Source organism: Streptomyces sp. NPDC018610 (assembly GCF_044391765.1).
Taxonomy (GTDB): Bacteria; Actinomycetota; Actinomycetes; order Streptomycetales; family Streptomycetaceae; genus Streptomyces.
In genome coordinates this window covers 980,545-997,308 of sequence record NZ_JBISAL010000001.1, presented here as the reverse complement: position 1 = coordinate 997,308, position 16,764 = coordinate 980,545, and the positions used below count along the sequence as shown (strand labels likewise).

Here is a 16,764-nt window from a genome sequence, read left to right as displayed (position 1 = left end):
CCTCCGCGCGCGTCCGGACCCGCCCCAGGGGCGTACGGGGCGCCAGTGGGTGACGACGCGTCACTTTTTCGCGCGGTCGTGCAACCTTTACCGCACATCTGTGCGTCAACTGGGCATGACTCACTGGATATCCCGACGCCCCAGAGCACTGGCGGCGGCAGGTGTCGGCGCCGGGATGCTCGCGTCCTGCGTGGCCTTCGCGTCGCCCGCCGCGGCCGCCGCGCCGAAGGTCAGCTGCACGTCACTCACGACGGGACTGGCCGCCAAGCTGCAGAAGGACATCACCTCGGCGGTGTCCGCCCGCAAGGGCACCATCGCCGTCGGCCTGCACGACCGCGCCACCGGCACGACCTGCACGCTCCGCGAGTCGAGCGCCTACGACTCCGCCAGCGTGGTCAAGGTGACCGTCCTCGCCACCCTGCTGTGGGACGCCAAGAAGACGAACCGCACCCTCACCGACCGTGAGGCGAGCCTCGCCAAGGCGATGATCACCCAGTCGGACAACGACGCGACCAGCAGCCTGTGGAAGCAGCTGGGCGTGACGAAGGTCAAGGGCTTCCTCGGCGCCGCCGGCATGACGCAGACCAAGCCCGGAGCGGACGGCTACTGGGGCCTGACCCAGATCACCGTGCGCGACGAGCAGAAGCTGCTCGGCCTCGTCACCGCGAAGAACAGCGTCCTGAGCGACAACTCCCGCGCCTACATCCTCAAGCTGATGGGCCAGGTCGTCTCCTCCCAGCGCTGGGGCACCCCGGCCGGCGCGCCGTCGAACGTCGCCGTGCACGTCAAGAACGGCTGGCTGCAACGCTCCACCCACGGCTGGCGGGTGCACAGCGTCGGCACGTTCAACGGCGGCGGCCACGACTACACGATCACGGTCCTCACGCAGGACAACAGCACGATGGACTACGGCGTCACCACCATCCAGAACATCGCCAAGGCCATCCACAAGGACCTCGCCCCCACCACCGGGCCGAGGACCGCGCGCCGCGTGATGCCGCCCGTGCGCCCCACCGAGGCGTTCGTCCCGGTGCCGCCGAGCGGCTGACGCTTCATCAGGCGGTCTCCCGCAGGACACGCGGGAGCCCTACGGTGACGGTCATGCGCCTGAGAACCGTACTCGCGACCGTCACCGCCGGCCTGGCGGCGGCCTCCTGCCTCACCGCGGGACCGGCCGCCGCCGCACCGGCCCGGAACAACGCCTGTTCGTCCTCCGTCACCCTCGACCGCTTCTCCGACGCGCTGGACAAGACGACCTACCGGGGCGCCTACGTCGGCAACCTCTCCGCGCTGGCCGCCGACCGGCACGGCGACCTCGCCGCCCTCTCCGACCGCTCGTCGCTGTTCACCCTGGACCGCCGCACGCTGCGGCCGACCGGCGTGGCGTCCCTCGCCGACGAGCACGGCGCCGCACTCGACTCCGAGGGCCTGGCCGTCGACCGGGACGGGACGAGGCTCGTCACCTCCGAGACCGAGCCGTCCGTACGCCGCTACTCGCGCACCGGCCGCATCCTCGACCGCCTCCCCGTGCCGTCCTCCCTGCTCGTCGCCCCGGCCGGCCGCGCCACCGCCAACCAGACCTTCGAGGGCCTGACCCTGCTGCCCGACGGCCGCACCCTGCTCGCCTCCATGGAGTACGCGCTCGACGGCGACAGCGCGGGCACCGTCCGCTTCCAGACCTGGCGGCGCACCGGCGACGGGCCCTTCCGGCTCGGCGCCCAGTACGCCTACCGCACGGACGAGGGCCTGGGCGTCCCCGAGGTGCAGGCCACCCCCGACGGCCGGCTGCTCGTCCTGGAGCGCGGCTTCACCTCCGGCGTCGGCAACACCGTCCGCCTCTACCTCGCCGACCCGCGCCACGCCACCGACACCAGCAAGATCGAACACCTGACCGGGCAGCCCGGTGTCCGTCCGATCGGGAAGACCCTGCTCGCCGACATCGCCGCCTGCCCGTCCCTCGGCGCCACCGCCAGGCAGCCCCAGCCCAATCCCCTCCTCGACAACATCGAGGGCATGACGGTCACCGGCAGCGACACCCGGGGCAGCCTCCGCGTCCTCCTGGTCAGCGACGACAACGAGAACCCCGCCCAGACCACGCGCCTCTACTTCCTCCGGGTGCGGACGGAGTCGCGAGGAACACGCTCCTGAGGGACGGGTCGTCGAGGGATCGCGGCCCGGCTTCGGCCCGGCTTCGGGCGCGCACGGGCCGGGCCGTCCGGAGCCGCGGGGCCGTACCGGTGTGCGGCTCCGCCGCGCGGGGCACTCGGCCCCCGTCCGCCCGCGCACCGACACGCACCGGTCCGCATCGGCGCGCACCCACGCGCACCGCTCCGCACCCAGAAGAAACGATTCGCCCCGCCGTTTGTTGCGGAGGGATGAAATCCGCTCCCGTCCGCGTTGGTGCCTTCCGGAAGATCAGGACGTCAGGAGGGCACCGACGTGGCAGCGCAGCCTGGGGACAAACGAGGGTGGGCCCACAGGCTCGCCGCGTACGCGTGGCGCTACCCGAAGGACGTCGTCCTCGCCCTCGGCGCCTCCCTCGGTGGCATGGCCGTCATGGCCGTCGTCCCGCTGATCACCAAGGTGATCATCGACGACGTGATCGGCGGCCACACCCGCGCCATGGCCCCCTGGGCCGGCGCCCTGATCGGCGCCGCGCTCGTCGTCTACGTCCTCACCTTCGTCCGCCGCTACTACGGCGGCCGGCTCGCCCTCGACGTCCAGCACGACCTGCGCACGGAGATGTACGGGACGATCACCCGGCTCGACGGCCGCCGCCAGGACGAGCTGTCCACCGGGCAGGTGATCGGCCGGGCCACCAGCGACCTCCAGCTGATCCAGGGACTGCTGTTCATGCTGCCGATGACCATCGGCAACGTGCTGCTCTTCCTGATCTCCCTGGTGATCATGGCCTGGCTGTCGCTGCCGCTGACCTTGGTCGCCCTCGCCGTCGCCCCCGCCCTCGGCTGGATCGCCCGGCGCAGCCGGACCAAGCTGCACCCCGCCACCTGGTACGCCCAGGCGCAGGCCGCGGCGGTCGCCGGCGTGGTGGACGGCGCGGTCGGCGGCGTCCGCGTGGTGAAGGGCTTCGGGCAGGAGGACCAGGAGACGGCCAAGCTGCGGGCGGTCGGCCGGCGGCTGTTCGCCGGGCGGCTGCGCACGATCCGGCTCAACGCCAGGTTCACCCCCGCCCTCCAGGCCGTGCCCGCGCTCGGGCAGGTCGCCATGCTGGCGCTCGGCGGCTGGCTGGCGGTGAAGGGCCACATCACGCTCGGCACGTTCGTCGCCTTCTCCACCTACCTCGCCCAGCTCGTCGGGCCCGTGCGCATGCTCGCCATGGTGCTCACCGTCGGCCAGCAGGCCCGCGCGGGCACCGAACGCGTCCTGGAGCTGATCGACACCGAGCCCACGCTGGCCGAGGGCGCGAAGGAACTGCCCGCCGACGCGCCCGCCACCGTCGAGTTCGACGACGTCTCCTTCGGCTACGACTCCGAGCGCCCCGTCCTGAAGGGGCTCAGCTTCGAGATCCGCTCCGGCGAGACCCTCGCCGTCGTCGGCTCCTCCGGCTCCGGCAAGTCCACGCTCTCCCTGCTCCTGCCGCGCTTCTACGACGTCAGCCACGGTGCCGTCCTCGTCGGCGGGCACGACGTGCGCGAACTGACCCTGGACTCGCTCAGGGCCGCCATCGGACTCGTCCCCGAGGACTCCTTCCTCTTCTCCGACACCGTCCGCGCCAACATCGCCTACGGCCGCCCCGACGCCTCCCAGGAGGAGATCGAGGCCGCCGCCCGCGCCGCGCAGGCGGACCGTTTCATCACCGCGCTGCCCGAGGGCTACGACACCAAGGTCGGCGAGCAGGGCCTGACCCTTTCCGGCGGCCAGCGCCAGCGCGTCGCGCTCGCCCGGGCGATCCTCACCGACCCGCGCCTGCTCGTCCTGGACGACGCCACCTCCGCCGTCGACGCCCGGGTCGAGCACGAGATCCACGAGGCGCTGGGGCAGGTGATGGAGGGCCGCACCACCCTCCTCATCGCCCACCGCCGCTCCACGCTGGGCCTCGCCGACCGCATCGCCGTCCTCGACGACGGCCGGCTCGCCGACATCGGCACCCACGACGAGCTCCAGGAGCGGTGCTCCCTCTACCGCCGCCTGCTCACCGACCCCGACGAACTCGGCGGCGTCTCCCCGGGCCACGTCCAGCCGGCCGCCTCCCGGGAGGACACCTCGGTGCGGGAGGAGCTGGACGCCGAGTTCGACGCCGAGCGCGGGATCACGCCCAAGCTGTGGGCGGGCGAGCGCGAGCCCAGGGACACGGCGATGGCCGGCATGCCCGCCACCCCCGAGCTGCTGGCCCAGGTGGAGGCGCTGCCGCCCGCGACCGACACCCCGGACATCGACGAGGACCGGGCCGTCAGGCCGGAGGAGTCCTACGGCCTGCGCCGGCTGCTGCACGGCTTCGGCCTCCCGCTGCTGGTCAGTCTCGGCCTGGTCGCCGTGGACGCCGGTATGGGACTGCTGCTGCCCGTGCTGATCCGGCACGGCATCGACCAGGGCGTCACCAGGGCGGCGCTCGGCGCCGTCTGGGCGGCCGCGCTGCTCGGTCTGCTCGCCGTGCTCGTGCAGTGGGCGGCGCAGACCGGCGAGACCCGGATGACCGGCCGCACCGGTGAGCGCGTCCTGTACTCGCTGCGGCTGAAGATCTTCGCCCAGCTCCAGCGGCTCGGCCTCGACTACTACGAGCGCGAGCTGACCGGCCGGATCATGACGCGCATGACGACGGACGTCGACGCGCTGTCGACGTTCCTGCAGACCGGGCTGGTCACCGCGTTCGTCTCCGTCGTCACCTTCTTCGGGATCATGGTCGCCCTGCTGGTGATCGACGTGCAGCTGGCGCTGGTGGTCTTCGCGACGCTGCCGCCGCTGTTCCTCGCCACGTTCTTCTTCCGCCGGGCCAGCGTCAAGGCGTACCAGCTGGCCCGTGAGCGGGTCTCCGTGGTCAACGCGGACCTCCAGGAGACGGTGGCCGGGCTCAGGATCGTGCAGGCCTTCCGGCGCGAGCGGGACGGCGGGCGCCGGTTCGCCGAGCGCAGCGACAGCTACCGCGGGGCCCGTATCCGCGGCCAGTGGCTGATCTCCGTCTACTTCCCGTTCGTGCAGTTCCTGTCGTCGGTGGCGGCGGCCTCCGTGCTGATCGCCGGCGCGGGCCGGGTGGAGGCGGCCACGCTGACCACGGGCGCGCTGGTGGCGTACCTGCTCTACATCGACCTGTTCTTCGCGCCCGTCCAGCAGCTCTCCCAGGTCTTCGACGGTTACCAGCAGGCCACCGTCTCCCTCGGCCGCATCCAGGAACTGCTCCAGGAGCCGACGTCCACGAGGCCGCCCGCCGAGCCCCGCGCGGTCACCGCCCTGCGCGGCGAGATCGCCTTCGAGGACGTGAGCTTCACCTACGGCGCCGACGACGAGAAGGAGGAGGCCCTCACCGGCGTCGACCTGCGCATCCCCGCCGGGCAGACCGTCGCCTTCGTCGGCGAGACCGGCGCGGGCAAGTCGACCCTGGTCAAGCTGGTGGCCCGGTTCTACGACCCCACCGCCGGCCGGGTGACCGCGGACGGCACGGACCTCAGGGCGCTGGACCTGACCGCGTACCGCCACCGGCTCGGCGTGGTGCCGCAGGAGGCGTACCTTTTCCCGGGCACCGTCCGTGACGCCATCGCCTACGGCCGCCCCGACGCCACCGACGCCGAGGTGGAGGCGGCGGCCCGGGCGGTCGGCGCGCACGAGATGATCGCGACGCTGGAGGGCGGCTACCTGCACGAGGTCGCCGAGCGCGGCCGCAACCTGTCGGCCGGGCAGCGCCAGCTCATCGCCCTGGCCCGCGCCGAGCTGGTCGACCCGGACGTCCTGCTGCTCGACGAGGCGACGGCCGCGCTCGACCTGGCCACCGAGGCCCAGGTCAACCAGGCCACCGACCGGCTCGCCGGCCGCCGTACGACCCTGGTGGTCGCCCACCGGCTCACGACGGCGGCCCGCGCGGACCGGGTGGTCGTCATGGACCGCGGCCGGGTCGCCGAGGACGGCACGCACGACGAGCTGCTGGCCCGCGGCGGCCGGTACGCCGAACTGTGGCGGAGCTTCACCGGCGCGGCCGAGCCGGAGGAACCGGTCAGCGCGGCCCGCTGAGCCGTCCGCGGGGCCGCTGAGGCTCCGCGGGGCCCGCCGGGCCGTCACGGCGGCCTGGCGTTCCGGCGTTCCGGTGCCTCCGCGTCCGCCGCTTCCGCGTGCGGTGGTGCGCGCGTAGGACGCAACCATCGGGCACCCGTCCAGCGTCCGTACGCCTGTACGGAAAAGTGTCAGGGGAGGGGTGACCGTGAACGGTGGTGCGATCCGTCGGCGGCTGGGACTCGGCGTGGCCGTGCTGACCGGGGCCGGGATGATGGCGCTCGCCCTGCCCGGCACCGCGCAGGCCGCGGCCTCCACCTGCGCCGGTCGTGAGGTCAAGACGATGCGCTTCGCCACCGGCACCGTGCACGTCTACCGGAGCGACGGCTACGTCTGCGCCCTCACCCTGCCCCGGCGGGCCGGGCTGAAGCAGACGATGTCGGTCACCGTGCAGGCCCGCGGCAACCGCCCGGTCACCGACAAGGGCCGCTTCTCCTACCGCGCCGGCCCGGTCACGGTGCACGCCGGCCACCGCTGCGTACGCGTCGGCGGGACGGTGGGCGCGGGGTCGGTGCACAGCGGCTGGATCCTGTGCTGAGACCCCGCCGGGCCGTCCCCGGCGCGGCGGCTCGCACCCGGCGGACGGCCCACACCCCCGCCGGCCCGGTCCGCCCGGTCCGCCCGTCGGATACGACAGGCCCCCCGACGTGGACAGGGCCCGGCACGACCGGCCGTACCGGACGGCCGGGGCCCGGCGCGACCGTCCGTACGGACGGCCGGGGCCCGGCACGACCGGCCGTACCGGACGGACGAGGCCCGGTGCGACCAGCCGTGCCGGACGGCCGGGACCCGGGACCTAGTACGACAGGCCGTACCCGACGGGATAAAGGGCCGTGGCCGGATCGTCGGCGAGCGGGACCGGCACCGGCAGTTTGCCGCGCGGCCTGACCCGCCCGGCGATCACGCGGGCGGCGGCGCGCAGCTCCACGTCCGTCCAGGAGTACGCGGCGAGGAAGGCGGGCACGGTGGGGAGCTGGGCGACGTCGTACGGGTTGCGGACGGCGACCGCGATCACCGGCCGGCCCGTCGCCGTCAGCCGGTCCACCAGCGTCCTCTGGGAGCTGCCCGCCGTGACGTTGTACGTCGCGACGACCACCGCGTCCGCGTCGGCGGCCGCGGCGACCGCCTGCTCGATGCCCGCCGCGGACGGGGCGGTGCCGGTCGACAGGGCGGTCGCGGTGAAGCCCAGTTCGCTGAGCGCGGTGGCGAGCACGGTGGTGGGCGGCCCGGTGGTGCCCGACGGGGAGGCGGGATCGGCGCCCACCACGAGGAGTCTCCGGTGGCCGCGGCGGGACAGCGGCAGCAGCCGGCCCTCGTTGACCAGCAGCGTGGTGGTCCGTTCGGCGATGCGGTCGGCCTCGGCCAGGTGCGCCCGGGTGCCGACCGTGCGGGTGACGCCGGCCGCGGTGGCGTACGGCCCGTCGAACAGGCCCAGCTTCGCCTTCAGCCGCAGGATGCGCAGGATCGATTCGTCGAGCCGGGCCTCGGTGAGCTCGCCCTCGCGCACCGCCTCGAGGACCGCGTTCCACGCCACGTCGAGGGAGGGCGGGTTGAGCAGCTGGTCCACGCCCGCCTTCAGCGCGAGCACGGGCACCCGGTCGTCGCCGTACTTGGTGCGCACGCCCTCCATGCCGAGCGAGTCGGTGATCACCACGCCGTCGTAGCCCAGCTCGCCGCGGAGGATGCCGGTGACGATGGGGTGGGAGAGGGTGGCCGGGTCGCCGGAGTCGTCGAGCGCCGGGAACTGGATGTGGGCGGTCATGATCGAGTCGATGCCCGCGCGGATCGCCGCCCGGAACGGCACGGCGTCCAGTCGCTCCCACAGTTCGCGGCTGTGCGTGATGACGGGGAAGCCGTAGTGGCTGTCGACGGCGGTGTCGCCGTGCCCGGGGAAGTGCTTGGCGGTGGCCGCGACCCGGGAGCCCTGGTAGCCGCTCACCTCCGCCGCCACCAGCCGCGCGACCGCGTCCGGGTCGGCGCCGAAGGAGCGCACGCCGATGACCGGGTTGGCCGGATTGACGTTGACGTCGGCGTCGGGGGAGTAGTCCTGGTTGACGCCCATCGCGCGCAGCTCGGCGCCGGAGATCCGGCCGAGCGCGCGGGCGTCGGAGACGGAGCCGCCGGCCCCGACGGCCATCGCGCCCGGGAAGAGGGTGGCGGGCGCGCCGATCCGGCAGACGATGCCGTGCTCCTGGTCGGTGGCGACGAGCACGGGCAGACCGCGGGGCTGCGCGAGGGAGGCGCGCTGGATGCCGTTGGACAGGTCGGCGATCTGGTGCGGGTCGCGGGTGTTGTGGGCCCAGGTGAAGTAGATGATGCCGCCGACGCGGTACTTCGCGATCAGCTCGGCGGCGGTGCGGACGCCGATCTCGCTGAGGTTGGCGTCGATGTCGGCCTGGTCGGGGTCGGTGGCGGAGTGGCCGTAGACCCGCATCACGAAGAGCTGGCCGACCTTCTCCTCGAGCGTCATCCGGGACAGGACCGCGCGCAGCCGCCGGTCGTCGGGGCGGGAGGCCGCGTGGGCCGTTCCGGCGCCCTGGACGGCGAGGGCGGCGGTCAGCCCGGCCGTCGCGGCGAGGACACCGCGCCTGGAGGGGCGTGCGGCGCCTCCCGCGTTCCCTGGTCGTGCGGTGTTTCCCGGTCTTGCGCTGCTTCCCGTGCTGGAGTCGTGCACGTGCGCTCCTTCCGGAGGAGATCCGCTGGAGTGTCGTCGCTGAAGGAAACTTCCGAGGAGCCACTGATATCCGGGAAGTTTCTGCCAGTCAAGGGAGCGCGCAGCGCCGGCGAGGAGCCGCGTAGGGCATCGCCGGAGGAGGAGGCGAGGATTCGTGGAGGGCATCGCCGGAAGGGGGGGGCGAGGGGCCGTGGAGGCACCGCCGAGGGGACACGAAAGGCGACCGACCTACCGCCCCTCCAGCCACCTCCGCGCGCCGACCTCGCTCGGATGCTCCCGGACGCGGAACGCGGCGCCGAGCCACCCCACGGCGAACGCCAGGGCCGCCGGCAGCACGGGCGCCGCGATCAGCACGAGGAACCGCCCCGCGGCCGCGAGCCCCGGAACGTGCGTGGTCGGGTCAGGCGGATTCGGTCAGCAGGCGGGTGAGGTGGTCGCGGGCGGGGGTGAGGAGGTCCGGGAGCGGGGGCGCGGTCTCGTGCCAGCGCTTCTCGTACTCCCAGCACAGCCAGCCGTCCCAGCCGTTGCGGGAGAGGACCTCGACGCACTCGGCCAGCGGCAGGGCGCCGGCCCCGAGCGGGACCGGGGTCGGGTCGTCGGCGGAGGCGATGTCCTTGACCTGCACGTATCCGAGGTGCGGGGCGAGCGCCGCGTAGGTGTCCAGGGGCTGCTCGCCGGCCCGCCAGGGGTGCATCACGTCCCACAGCGCGCCCACGTGGCCGTGGCCGACCGGTCCGAGGACGCGGATGGCGTCGGCCCCGGTGGGGTGCGAGTCGTGGGTCTCCAGCAGGATGCGCACACCGAGGGCCGCCGCGTCCTCCGCCGCGGTGCCCAGGCGCCGGGCGGCGACGGCGTCGGCCTCCTCGCGCGGCAGGTCCGCGTCACCGCCCGGGAAGACCCGGACGAACGGGGCGCCCAGGTCCCGGGCGAGTTCGAGGAGTGCGCGGATCTCGGCCAGGACGGCCGCGTCGTCGCCGGGCGTGGCGACCCGCGCGTACCCCGCGACGCCCACGATCTCGACGCCCGCCTCCTTGAACTCGGCCGCCACCTCCGCCCGCCGCGCGGGGGCGAGCCCGGGGTGCACCGGCTCCTCGGGGTGGGCGCGCAGCTCGACACCGTGGTAACCGTGCGCGACGGCGAGAGCGATCACGTCCGGGACGGGCAGACCGGGGACACCGAGGGTGGAGAACGCCAGCTTCATAGCGGGGGTGTACCCGCGAGATCAGCGAGGAACCTCCAGCCGGGGGTCGGGGCGCCGGTCCGGAGGTCCGGAGGTCCGGGCTGCGTGGTGGCCCGGCGGCCCGGTCCCGCGCCGTACGGCCGCGTGCGAGGCGGCCCCCTCAGTGCCGGGGCACCCCGGACGACCCCCGCACCATCAGCTCCCCCCGCACCGTCGCGATCCCCCCGGGCGGCGGTTCCTCGCGGCCCATCGCGATCCGGCCCGCCCGGGCCCCCGCCTCGGCCAGCGGCAGCCGCACCGTCGTCAGGGACGGCACCGCGTCGACGCTGTAGGGGAGGTCGTCGAAGCCGGCCACCGAGACGTCCTCGGGTATCCGCAGCCCGGCCCCGCGCAGCGCCGCGCACGCGCCCAGCGCGACGGAGTCGTTGGCGGCGACGACCGCCGTCAGGTCCGGGTCGCGGCGCAGCAGCTCCAGCGTGGCGTCGTAACCGGAGGTCCGGTCGTAGCGCCCGTGCAGCGTCCGGCGGGGGTCGTCCTCGACGCCGGCCGCCGCGAGCGCCTCGCGGTGACCCTCCAGCCGGTGCCGGGTGGTCGTCCGCTCCTCGGGGCCGGCGATGTAGCCGAGCCGCCGGTGGCCCAGGCCGATCAGATGCCCGGTGAGCTGCCGCGCGCCCCCGCGGTTGTCGAAGGCCAGCGCGACCGCGCCGGTGTCCGCCACCGGCGGCCGTCCGCACAGCACCACCCGGGTCCCGGACTCCGCCAGCTTGCGCAGCTTCGCCGCGACCGCCGTCGCGTGCGGCTCGGCCTCCACGGCCCCGCCGGTCAGCACCACCGCCGCCGCCCGCTGCCGCTGCAGCAGGGTCAGGTACGTCAGCTCGCGGTCCGGCGAGCCGCCGGTGTTGCAGACCACGGCCAGCCGTTCGCCGCCCGCCCGGCCGCCCGGGCCGCCGATCTCGGACTGGATGGCGCTCGCCATGATCCCGAAGAACGGGTCGGCGACGTCGTTGACCAGGATGCCGACCAGGTCGGAGGTGGCGGCGGCGAGCGCGCTGGCGGGGCCGTTGAGCACGTAGTCCAGCTCGTCGACCGCCTTCAGCACGCGTTCCCGGGTGGAGGCGGCCACCGGGTAGTTGCCGTTCAGCACGCGCGACACCGTCGCGGGCGAGACCTGGGCGCGGGCCGCCACGTCCGCCAGGGTCACCGTCATCTCGTCGTCCTCCGGTCGCGCATCTCGCCGTCTGTTCCCTGCGTCGTGTGATCGCGTGCGTTTCGTCGTCCGTGTCGTGCAGACCCTACGACCACCCGGCACCTTTGTTCGCCCGCTCGAACAACCCCGTACCGTCGCGCTCTTGTCCCCGCCGCCGTCCAGAGGCTAGCTTCTCACCCTGTAGAAAGCGCTTGCTGCGAGGTTCGCCGACACGGCCGCCGCCGCCCGTGCGGCGCGGACGCCGCGTACGACACCTACGAAGGGACCGACGTGACACGCAAGACGGTGCGGATCGCCATGAACGGCGTCACCGGGCGCATGGGCTACCGCCAGCACCTGGTCCGCTCGATCCTCGCCCTGCGCGAGCAGGGCGGACTCGACCTCGGCGACGGCACCGTGCTGTGGCCGGAACCGGTCCTGGTCGGCCGCCGCGAGCACGCCCTCCGGGCGCTCGCCGACCGGCACGGGCTGGAGCACCACACCACCGACCTCGACGCCGTCCTCGCCGACCCGGACGTCGAGATCTACTTCGACGCGCAGGTCACCTCCGCCCGCGAGGAGGCCATCAAGAAAGCGATTGCCGCCGGAAAGCACGTCTACACCGAGAAGCCCACCGCCACCGGCCTGGCCGGCGCGCTGGAACTGGCGCGGCTCGCGCACGCCCGGGGCGTCAAGCACGGCGTCGTGCAGGACAAGATCTTCCTGCCGGGCCTGCTGAAGCTGAAGCGGCTGATCGACGGCGGCTTCTTCGGCCGGATCCTGTCGGTGCGCGGCGAGTTCGGCTACTGGGTCTTCGAGGGCGACTGGCAGCGGGCCCAGCGCCCCTCGTGGAACTACCGGGCCGAGGACGGCGGCGGCATCGTCGTGGACATGTTCCCGCACTGGGGGTACGTGCTGCACGAGCTGTTCGGCCGCGTCACCTCCGTACAGGCCCTGGCCACCACCCACATCCCCCGGCGCTGGGACGAGCACGGCAAGCCCTACGACGCCACCGCCGACGACGCCGCCTACGGCCTCTTCGAACTCGAGGGCGGCACGGTCGCCCAGATCAACTCCTCCTGGGCGGTGCGCGTCCACCGCGACGAACTGGTCGAGTTCCAGGTGGACGGCACGGAGGGCTCCGCCGTCGCCGGCCTGCGCCACTGCCGCGCCCAGCACCGCTCCGCCACCCCCAAACCGGTGTGGAACCCCGATGTCCCGGCCACCGAGGACTTCCGCGGCCAGTGGCAGGAGGTGCCCGACAACACCGAGTTCGACAACGGCTTCAAGGCCCAGTGGGAGCTGTTCCTCCACCACGTCTACGCCGACGCCCCCTACCGCTGGGACCTGCTGGCCGGCGCGCGCGGCGTCCAGCTCGCCGAACTGGGCCTGAGGTCCTCGGCCGAGGGCCGCCGCATCGAGGTGCCGGAGATCCGGCTGTGACCCTCCGCCTGCCCGACGCGACGGGCGCCCTGAGACCCTACAAGCCGCGCACCGAGCCCTTCGCCGCCACCGCCGGCGCCCCCTTCGCCTCGCGCACCGTCTTCGCGGCGGCGCACGTCGTCGCCGACCCGTTCGCGGACGTGTCGCCCGACTCGCCCGCCGTTGTCGACTGGGACGCCACCCTCGCCTTCCGCCGCCATCTGTGGTCCCACGGGCTGGGCGTCGCCGAGGCGATGGACACCGCGCAGCGCGGCATGGGACTGGACTGGGCGGGCGCGGCCGAACTGATCCGCCGGTCGGCGGCGGAGGCGAGGGCGGTGGGCGGACGTATCGCCTGCGGCGTCGGCACCGACCAGCTCGCCGGCGGCTCGCTCGCCGACGTCCGGGGGGCGTACGAGGAGCAGCTCGCCGTCGTCGAGGGGGCGGGCGCCCAGGTGATCCTCATGGCGTCCCGGTCCCTCGTCGCCGCCGCCCGGGGCCCCGAGGACTACCTCGACGTCTACGGTCACCTGCTCCGCCAGGCCGCCGACCCGGTGATCCTGCACTGGCTCGGCCCCATGTTCGACCCCGCCCTGGAGGGCTACTGGGGCTCCACCGACCTGGACGCCGCCACCGGCACCTTCCTCGACGTCATCGCCGCCCACCCCGACAAGGTGGACGGGGTGAAGATCTCCCTGCTGGACGCCCGCCGCGAGGTGGAACTGCGCCGCAGGCTCCCCCGGGGCGTCCGCTGCTACACCGGTGACGACTTCCACTACCCGGAGCTGATCGCCGGCGACGGCCAGGGCTTCAGCCACGCCCTGCTCGGCGTCTTCGACCCGCTGGGCCCGCTCGCCGCCGAGGCGGTACGCGTCCTGGACACGGGGGACACGGAGGGCTTCCGCGACCTCCTCGACCCCACGGTCGGACTGTCCCGCCACCTCTTCCAGGCCCCCACCCGCTTCTACAAGAGCGGCGTGGTCCTCCTCGCCTGGCTGGCCGGGCACCAGTCGCACTTCACGATGGTCGGCGGCCTGCAGTCCGCCCGCTCCCTGCCGCACTACGCCCGCGCCTACGAACTCGCCGACCGCCTGGGCCTGTTCCCCGATCCGGAACTCGCCGAGGAACGGATGAGGAACCTGCTCTCCCTGCACGGAGTGGACCGATGACCGCCGACCCGGACCTGACCCGCTTCTCCATCAACCAGATGACGGTCACGCAGCTGTCCCTGCCCGAACTGGTCGACGCCTGCGGCGAGTCGGGAATCCGCAACGTCGGCCTGTGGCGCGAACCGGTCCAGGCGTACGGAGTGGGGGCGGCGGCGAGACTGGTCCGCGAGGCGGGCCTGACCGTGACGACCCTGTGCCGGGGCGGCTTCCTCACGGCGACCGGCTCCGAGCGGCGGGCGGCGGCCCTGGCCGACAACCGCCGGGCCGTCGAGGAGGCGGCCACCCTCGGCACCGACACCCTGGTCCTGGTCTGCGGCGGACTGCCGAGCGGGGACAGGGACCTGCACGGCGCCCGCGAGCGCGTCGCCGACGCGCTCGCGGAACTCGGCCCGTACGCCGAGGGCCACGGCGTACGGCTGGCCGTCGAACCGCTGCACCCCATGTACGCCGCCGACCGCTGCGTGGTCTCCACCCTCGCCCAGGCCCTCGACCTCGCCGAGCGCTTCCCCGCCCGCCAGGTCGGCGTGACCGTGGACACGTACCACGTCTGGTGGGACGACCGGGCCCCCGAGCAGATCGCCCGCGCCGGCGCGGGCGGCCGCATCCACACCTTCCAGCTCGCCGACTGGACCACCCCGCTCCCGGCGGGCGTCCTCACCGGCCGCGGCCAGATCGGCGACGGCGCGATCGACATGCGGGAGTGGAAGGGGTGTGTCGAGGCGGCCGGCTACACCGGCGCCATCGAAGTCGAGCTGTTCAACGAGGAGTTGTGGGCGCGAGACGGCCGGGAGGTGCTGGCGGAGACCGCACGGCGGTTCGTGGAGCACGTCCTTCGATGACGGGCTCCGCCGGCACGAACCAGGGACCGCTAGCAGGGCGTCTTGTCGTACCAGCTGGACGAACCGTAGTGGCCGCCCCAGTACACGCAGCTGGAGTTGAGCTTGATCGGGCCCGCGTAGGTGCCGTACTTGCCGACGTCGGCGTTGCTGTAGCCGTCGGCGGCGCCGATCCAGGCGCCGATCTCGACCGTGTTGCCGATGGACGACCCGGTCTTGAGGGTGACCACACAGGCGTTCGTGCCGTTGCGGAGCAGGTACACCGTCGCATTGGGGCCCGAACCCAGCGTGTGCGAGCCCCGCACCGTGTAGCCGCTGCCGCAGACGCCCTGCGGGGTGGCCGCGCTCGCCGTGCCCGCGAAGCCGATGGTGGCGCCCAGCGCCAGGGCCATGCTCGTCACGCCGACGGCGGCGATCCTGCTCTTCGGCATCGTCGTCCTCTTCCCGATTTTGATCATGAACCTGACCATAGCAGCGGTCGCCGGCCGGGCCGACGGGATCACGGTGACGCCGGCGGCCCGCGGCGGGGCCGGCCGGGGAGGCGAGCCGCGGCCGAGCGGCTCCTGACGGCGGAAAAATAGTCACCGGGACCGTGCAACCCTTCCCGCACCAGGGGTGTCGTACCTGACGTCGGAACCCATGCGGGGGGACCCGGGGGGGGATCGCGGGGTTCCGGTACAGGAGGGGAAGAGCCGAGGGGGCACGGTCGACGACCGTGCCCCCTCGAAGCTGTCCGCCCTCCGGGCGGACGACGGGAATGCGACGACAGCCCTTAGAAGAACACCCCGCACCGCAGCAGCACGTTGGCGTACGGCCGCGCCTCCCCGGTCCGTACGACCAGCCGCGCGCCCGCCGTCAGCTCCTTGAGCCGCTCGTGCGGGACGAGGGCCAGCCCGGGGAAGCGGCCCTCCAGCAGGGCGGCGGCCGCCGGATTGGCCTCGCGCACCTCCGCCGCCGCCGTCGCGCCCTCGACCACCAGCTCGGCCAGCAGGCCGTCCAGCACCTCGGCGAAGGACGGGACGCCGGCGCGGAACGCCAGGTCCACCACGCGGGGCCCGTCCGGTATCGGCATGCCCGCGTCGCACACCAGCACCTGGTCGGTGTGGCCCAGCTCGGCCAGCGCACCGCACAGCTGCCGGTTCAGGATGCCCGCCTTCTTCATACGGCCTCGACCTCGTCCGCCGTCGGGTACGACTCCTGCGCGCCCCGCCGGGTCACGGCCACCGCGCCGACCCGTGCCGCGTAGGTCGCCGCCTCGGCGAGGGACGCGCCCGCGCCGAGCCGCCAGGCCAGGGCGGCGGTGAACGCGTCGCCCGCGCCGGTGGTGTCCACGGCGTCCACCTTCACCGACGGCACCCGCACGGCCGCTCCGTCGGCGGACGCCACCAGCGCGCCCTCGGCGCCCAGGGTGACGACCACCGAACGCGGGCCGCGCGCGAGCAGCGCCCGCGCCCAGTCCTCCGGGTCGTCGCCGACCCCGTCCCCGCCGAGGATCACCTTCGCCTCGTGCTCGTTGACGATCAGCGGGTCGCACGCCTCCAGCAGCTCCGGCGGCAGCTCCCGCGGCGGCGACGGGTTCAGCACGAACCGGCTGCCGTCCGCCAGCCGGCGCACGGCCTCCACGACCGTCTCCAGCGGGATCTCCAGCTGCGCGGAGACCACCCGGGCGGAGCGGACCAGCCCGGCCGCCGCACGGACGTCCTTCGGGGTGAGCCGCCCGTTGGCGCCCGGCGAGACCACGATGGAGTTGTCCCCGGAGGGGTCCACCGTGATCAGGGCGACGCCGGTCGGCGCGCCGCCGACCAGCACGCCCGCCGGGTCCACCCCGGCCGCCCGCTGCGAGTCCAGCAGCAGCCGGCCGTGCGCGTCGTCGCCGACCCGGGCCAGCAGGGCCGTACGGGCCCCGAGGCGGGCGGCGGCCACCGCCTGGTTGGCGCCCTTGCCGCCGGGGTGGACGGCCAGGTCGGAGCCGAGCACCGTCTCCCCGGCCGCGGGCCGCCGCTCCACGCCGATCACCAGGTCGGCGTTGGCCGATCCGACGACCAGCAGGTCGTAGTCGTGCATTGCGCAGTGTCTCC

Annotated in this window: 13 protein-coding genes; 7 read left to right on the top strand and 6 right to left on the bottom strand. The window is 74.0% G+C overall.

Features of this window, described 5'->3' with window-relative positions:
* Positions 1 to 175: 175 nt before the first annotated feature.
* The 4 genes from ACH5A8_RS04360 to ACH5A8_RS04345 all read left to right on the top strand — a co-directional run bounded on the left by ACH5A8_RS04360 (position 176) and on the right by ACH5A8_RS04345 (position 6,757).
* On the top strand, positions 176 to 1,048 hold the full coding sequence (locus ACH5A8_RS04360; RefSeq protein ID WP_398997777.1) for a serine hydrolase: 873 nt from the start codon (positions 176 to 178) through the stop codon (positions 1,046 to 1,048).
* Between the two features lie 53 nt (positions 1,049 to 1,101).
* Complete coding sequence (locus ACH5A8_RS04355) at positions 1,102 to 2,148, top strand: esterase-like activity of phytase family protein (RefSeq protein WP_398997775.1); 1,047 nt, start codon at positions 1,102 to 1,104, stop codon at positions 2,146 to 2,148.
* Between the two features lie 291 nt (positions 2,149 to 2,439).
* Positions 2,440 to 6,180: an ABC transporter ATP-binding protein gene (locus tag ACH5A8_RS04350; protein WP_398997773.1), complete on the top strand. Its 3,741-nt coding sequence runs from the start codon at positions 2,440 to 2,442 to the stop codon at positions 6,178 to 6,180.
* A 187-nt stretch (positions 6,181 to 6,367) separates the two neighbouring features.
* Positions 6,368 to 6,757 (top strand): hypothetical protein, encoded by a 390-nt coding sequence (locus ACH5A8_RS04345; RefSeq protein WP_398997771.1) that lies wholly within the window; start codon positions 6,368 to 6,370, stop codon positions 6,755 to 6,757.
* A 258-nt stretch (positions 6,758 to 7,015) separates the two neighbouring features.
* Here ACH5A8_RS04345 and ACH5A8_RS04340 read toward each other — a convergent pair whose 3' ends face one another.
* The 3 genes from ACH5A8_RS04340 to ACH5A8_RS04330 all read right to left on the bottom strand — a co-directional run bounded on the left by ACH5A8_RS04340 (position 7,016) and on the right by ACH5A8_RS04330 (position 11,280).
* Positions 7,016 to 8,893, bottom strand: coding sequence for a glycoside hydrolase family 3 protein (locus ACH5A8_RS04340; RefSeq protein ID WP_398997769.1), 1,878 nt, complete (start codon positions 8,891 to 8,893; stop codon positions 7,016 to 7,018).
* 400 nt (positions 8,894 to 9,293) lie between these two features.
* Positions 9,294 to 10,094, bottom strand: a complete 801-nt coding sequence (locus ACH5A8_RS04335) for a sugar phosphate isomerase/epimerase family protein (RefSeq protein WP_398997767.1) — start codon at positions 10,092 to 10,094, stop codon at positions 9,294 to 9,296.
* A gap of 139 nt (positions 10,095 to 10,233) precedes the next feature.
* The gene (locus ACH5A8_RS04330; RefSeq protein WP_398997765.1) at positions 10,234 to 11,280 is read right to left on the bottom strand and encodes a LacI family DNA-binding transcriptional regulator; all 1,047 of its coding nucleotides are present in this window, start codon (positions 11,278 to 11,280) and stop codon (positions 10,234 to 10,236) included.
* A 270-nt stretch (positions 11,281 to 11,550) separates the two neighbouring features.
* Here ACH5A8_RS04330 and ACH5A8_RS04325 point away from each other — a divergent pair, with 270 nt between their 5' ends.
* Genes ACH5A8_RS04325 through ACH5A8_RS04315 form a run of 3 tightly spaced genes read left to right on the top strand, consistent with a single transcriptional unit; the run spans position 11,551 to position 14,689 of the window.
* Positions 11,551 to 12,702, top strand: coding sequence for a Gfo/Idh/MocA family protein (locus ACH5A8_RS04325; protein ID WP_398997763.1), 1,152 nt, complete (start codon positions 11,551 to 11,553; stop codon positions 12,700 to 12,702).
* Positions 12,699 to 13,850, top strand: a complete 1,152-nt coding sequence (locus ACH5A8_RS04320) for a dihydrodipicolinate synthase family protein (RefSeq protein ID WP_398997761.1) — start codon at positions 12,699 to 12,701, stop codon at positions 13,848 to 13,850. Before ACH5A8_RS04325 ends, ACH5A8_RS04320 begins: the two co-directional genes overlap by 4 nt.
* Positions 13,847 to 14,689 (top strand): sugar phosphate isomerase/epimerase family protein, encoded by an 843-nt coding sequence (locus tag ACH5A8_RS04315; RefSeq protein ID WP_398997759.1) that lies wholly within the window; start codon positions 13,847 to 13,849, stop codon positions 14,687 to 14,689. The genes ACH5A8_RS04320 and ACH5A8_RS04315 overlap by 4 nt, the downstream gene beginning before the upstream one ends.
* Before the next feature lie 29 nt (positions 14,690 to 14,718).
* On the opposite strand, the gene ACH5A8_RS04310 is transcribed toward ACH5A8_RS04315, so the two are convergent.
* From ACH5A8_RS04310 to ACH5A8_RS04300, 3 genes are all read right to left on the bottom strand, one after another.
* On the bottom strand, positions 14,719 to 15,144 hold the full coding sequence (locus ACH5A8_RS04310) for a serine/threonine protein kinase (RefSeq protein WP_398997757.1): 426 nt from the start codon (positions 15,142 to 15,144) through the stop codon (positions 14,719 to 14,721).
* Positions 15,145 to 15,458: 314 nt separating this feature from the next.
* On the bottom strand, positions 15,459 to 15,848 hold the full coding sequence (rbsD, locus tag ACH5A8_RS04305; protein WP_398997755.1) for a D-ribose pyranase: 390 nt from the start codon (positions 15,846 to 15,848) through the stop codon (positions 15,459 to 15,461).
* The gene (locus ACH5A8_RS04300) at positions 15,845 to 16,750 is read right to left on the bottom strand and encodes a ribokinase (protein WP_398997753.1); all 906 of its coding nucleotides are present in this window, start codon (positions 16,748 to 16,750) and stop codon (positions 15,845 to 15,847) included. The genes rbsD and ACH5A8_RS04300 overlap by 4 nt, the downstream gene beginning before the upstream one ends.
* Between the last annotated feature and the right edge of the window lie 14 nt (positions 16,751 to 16,764).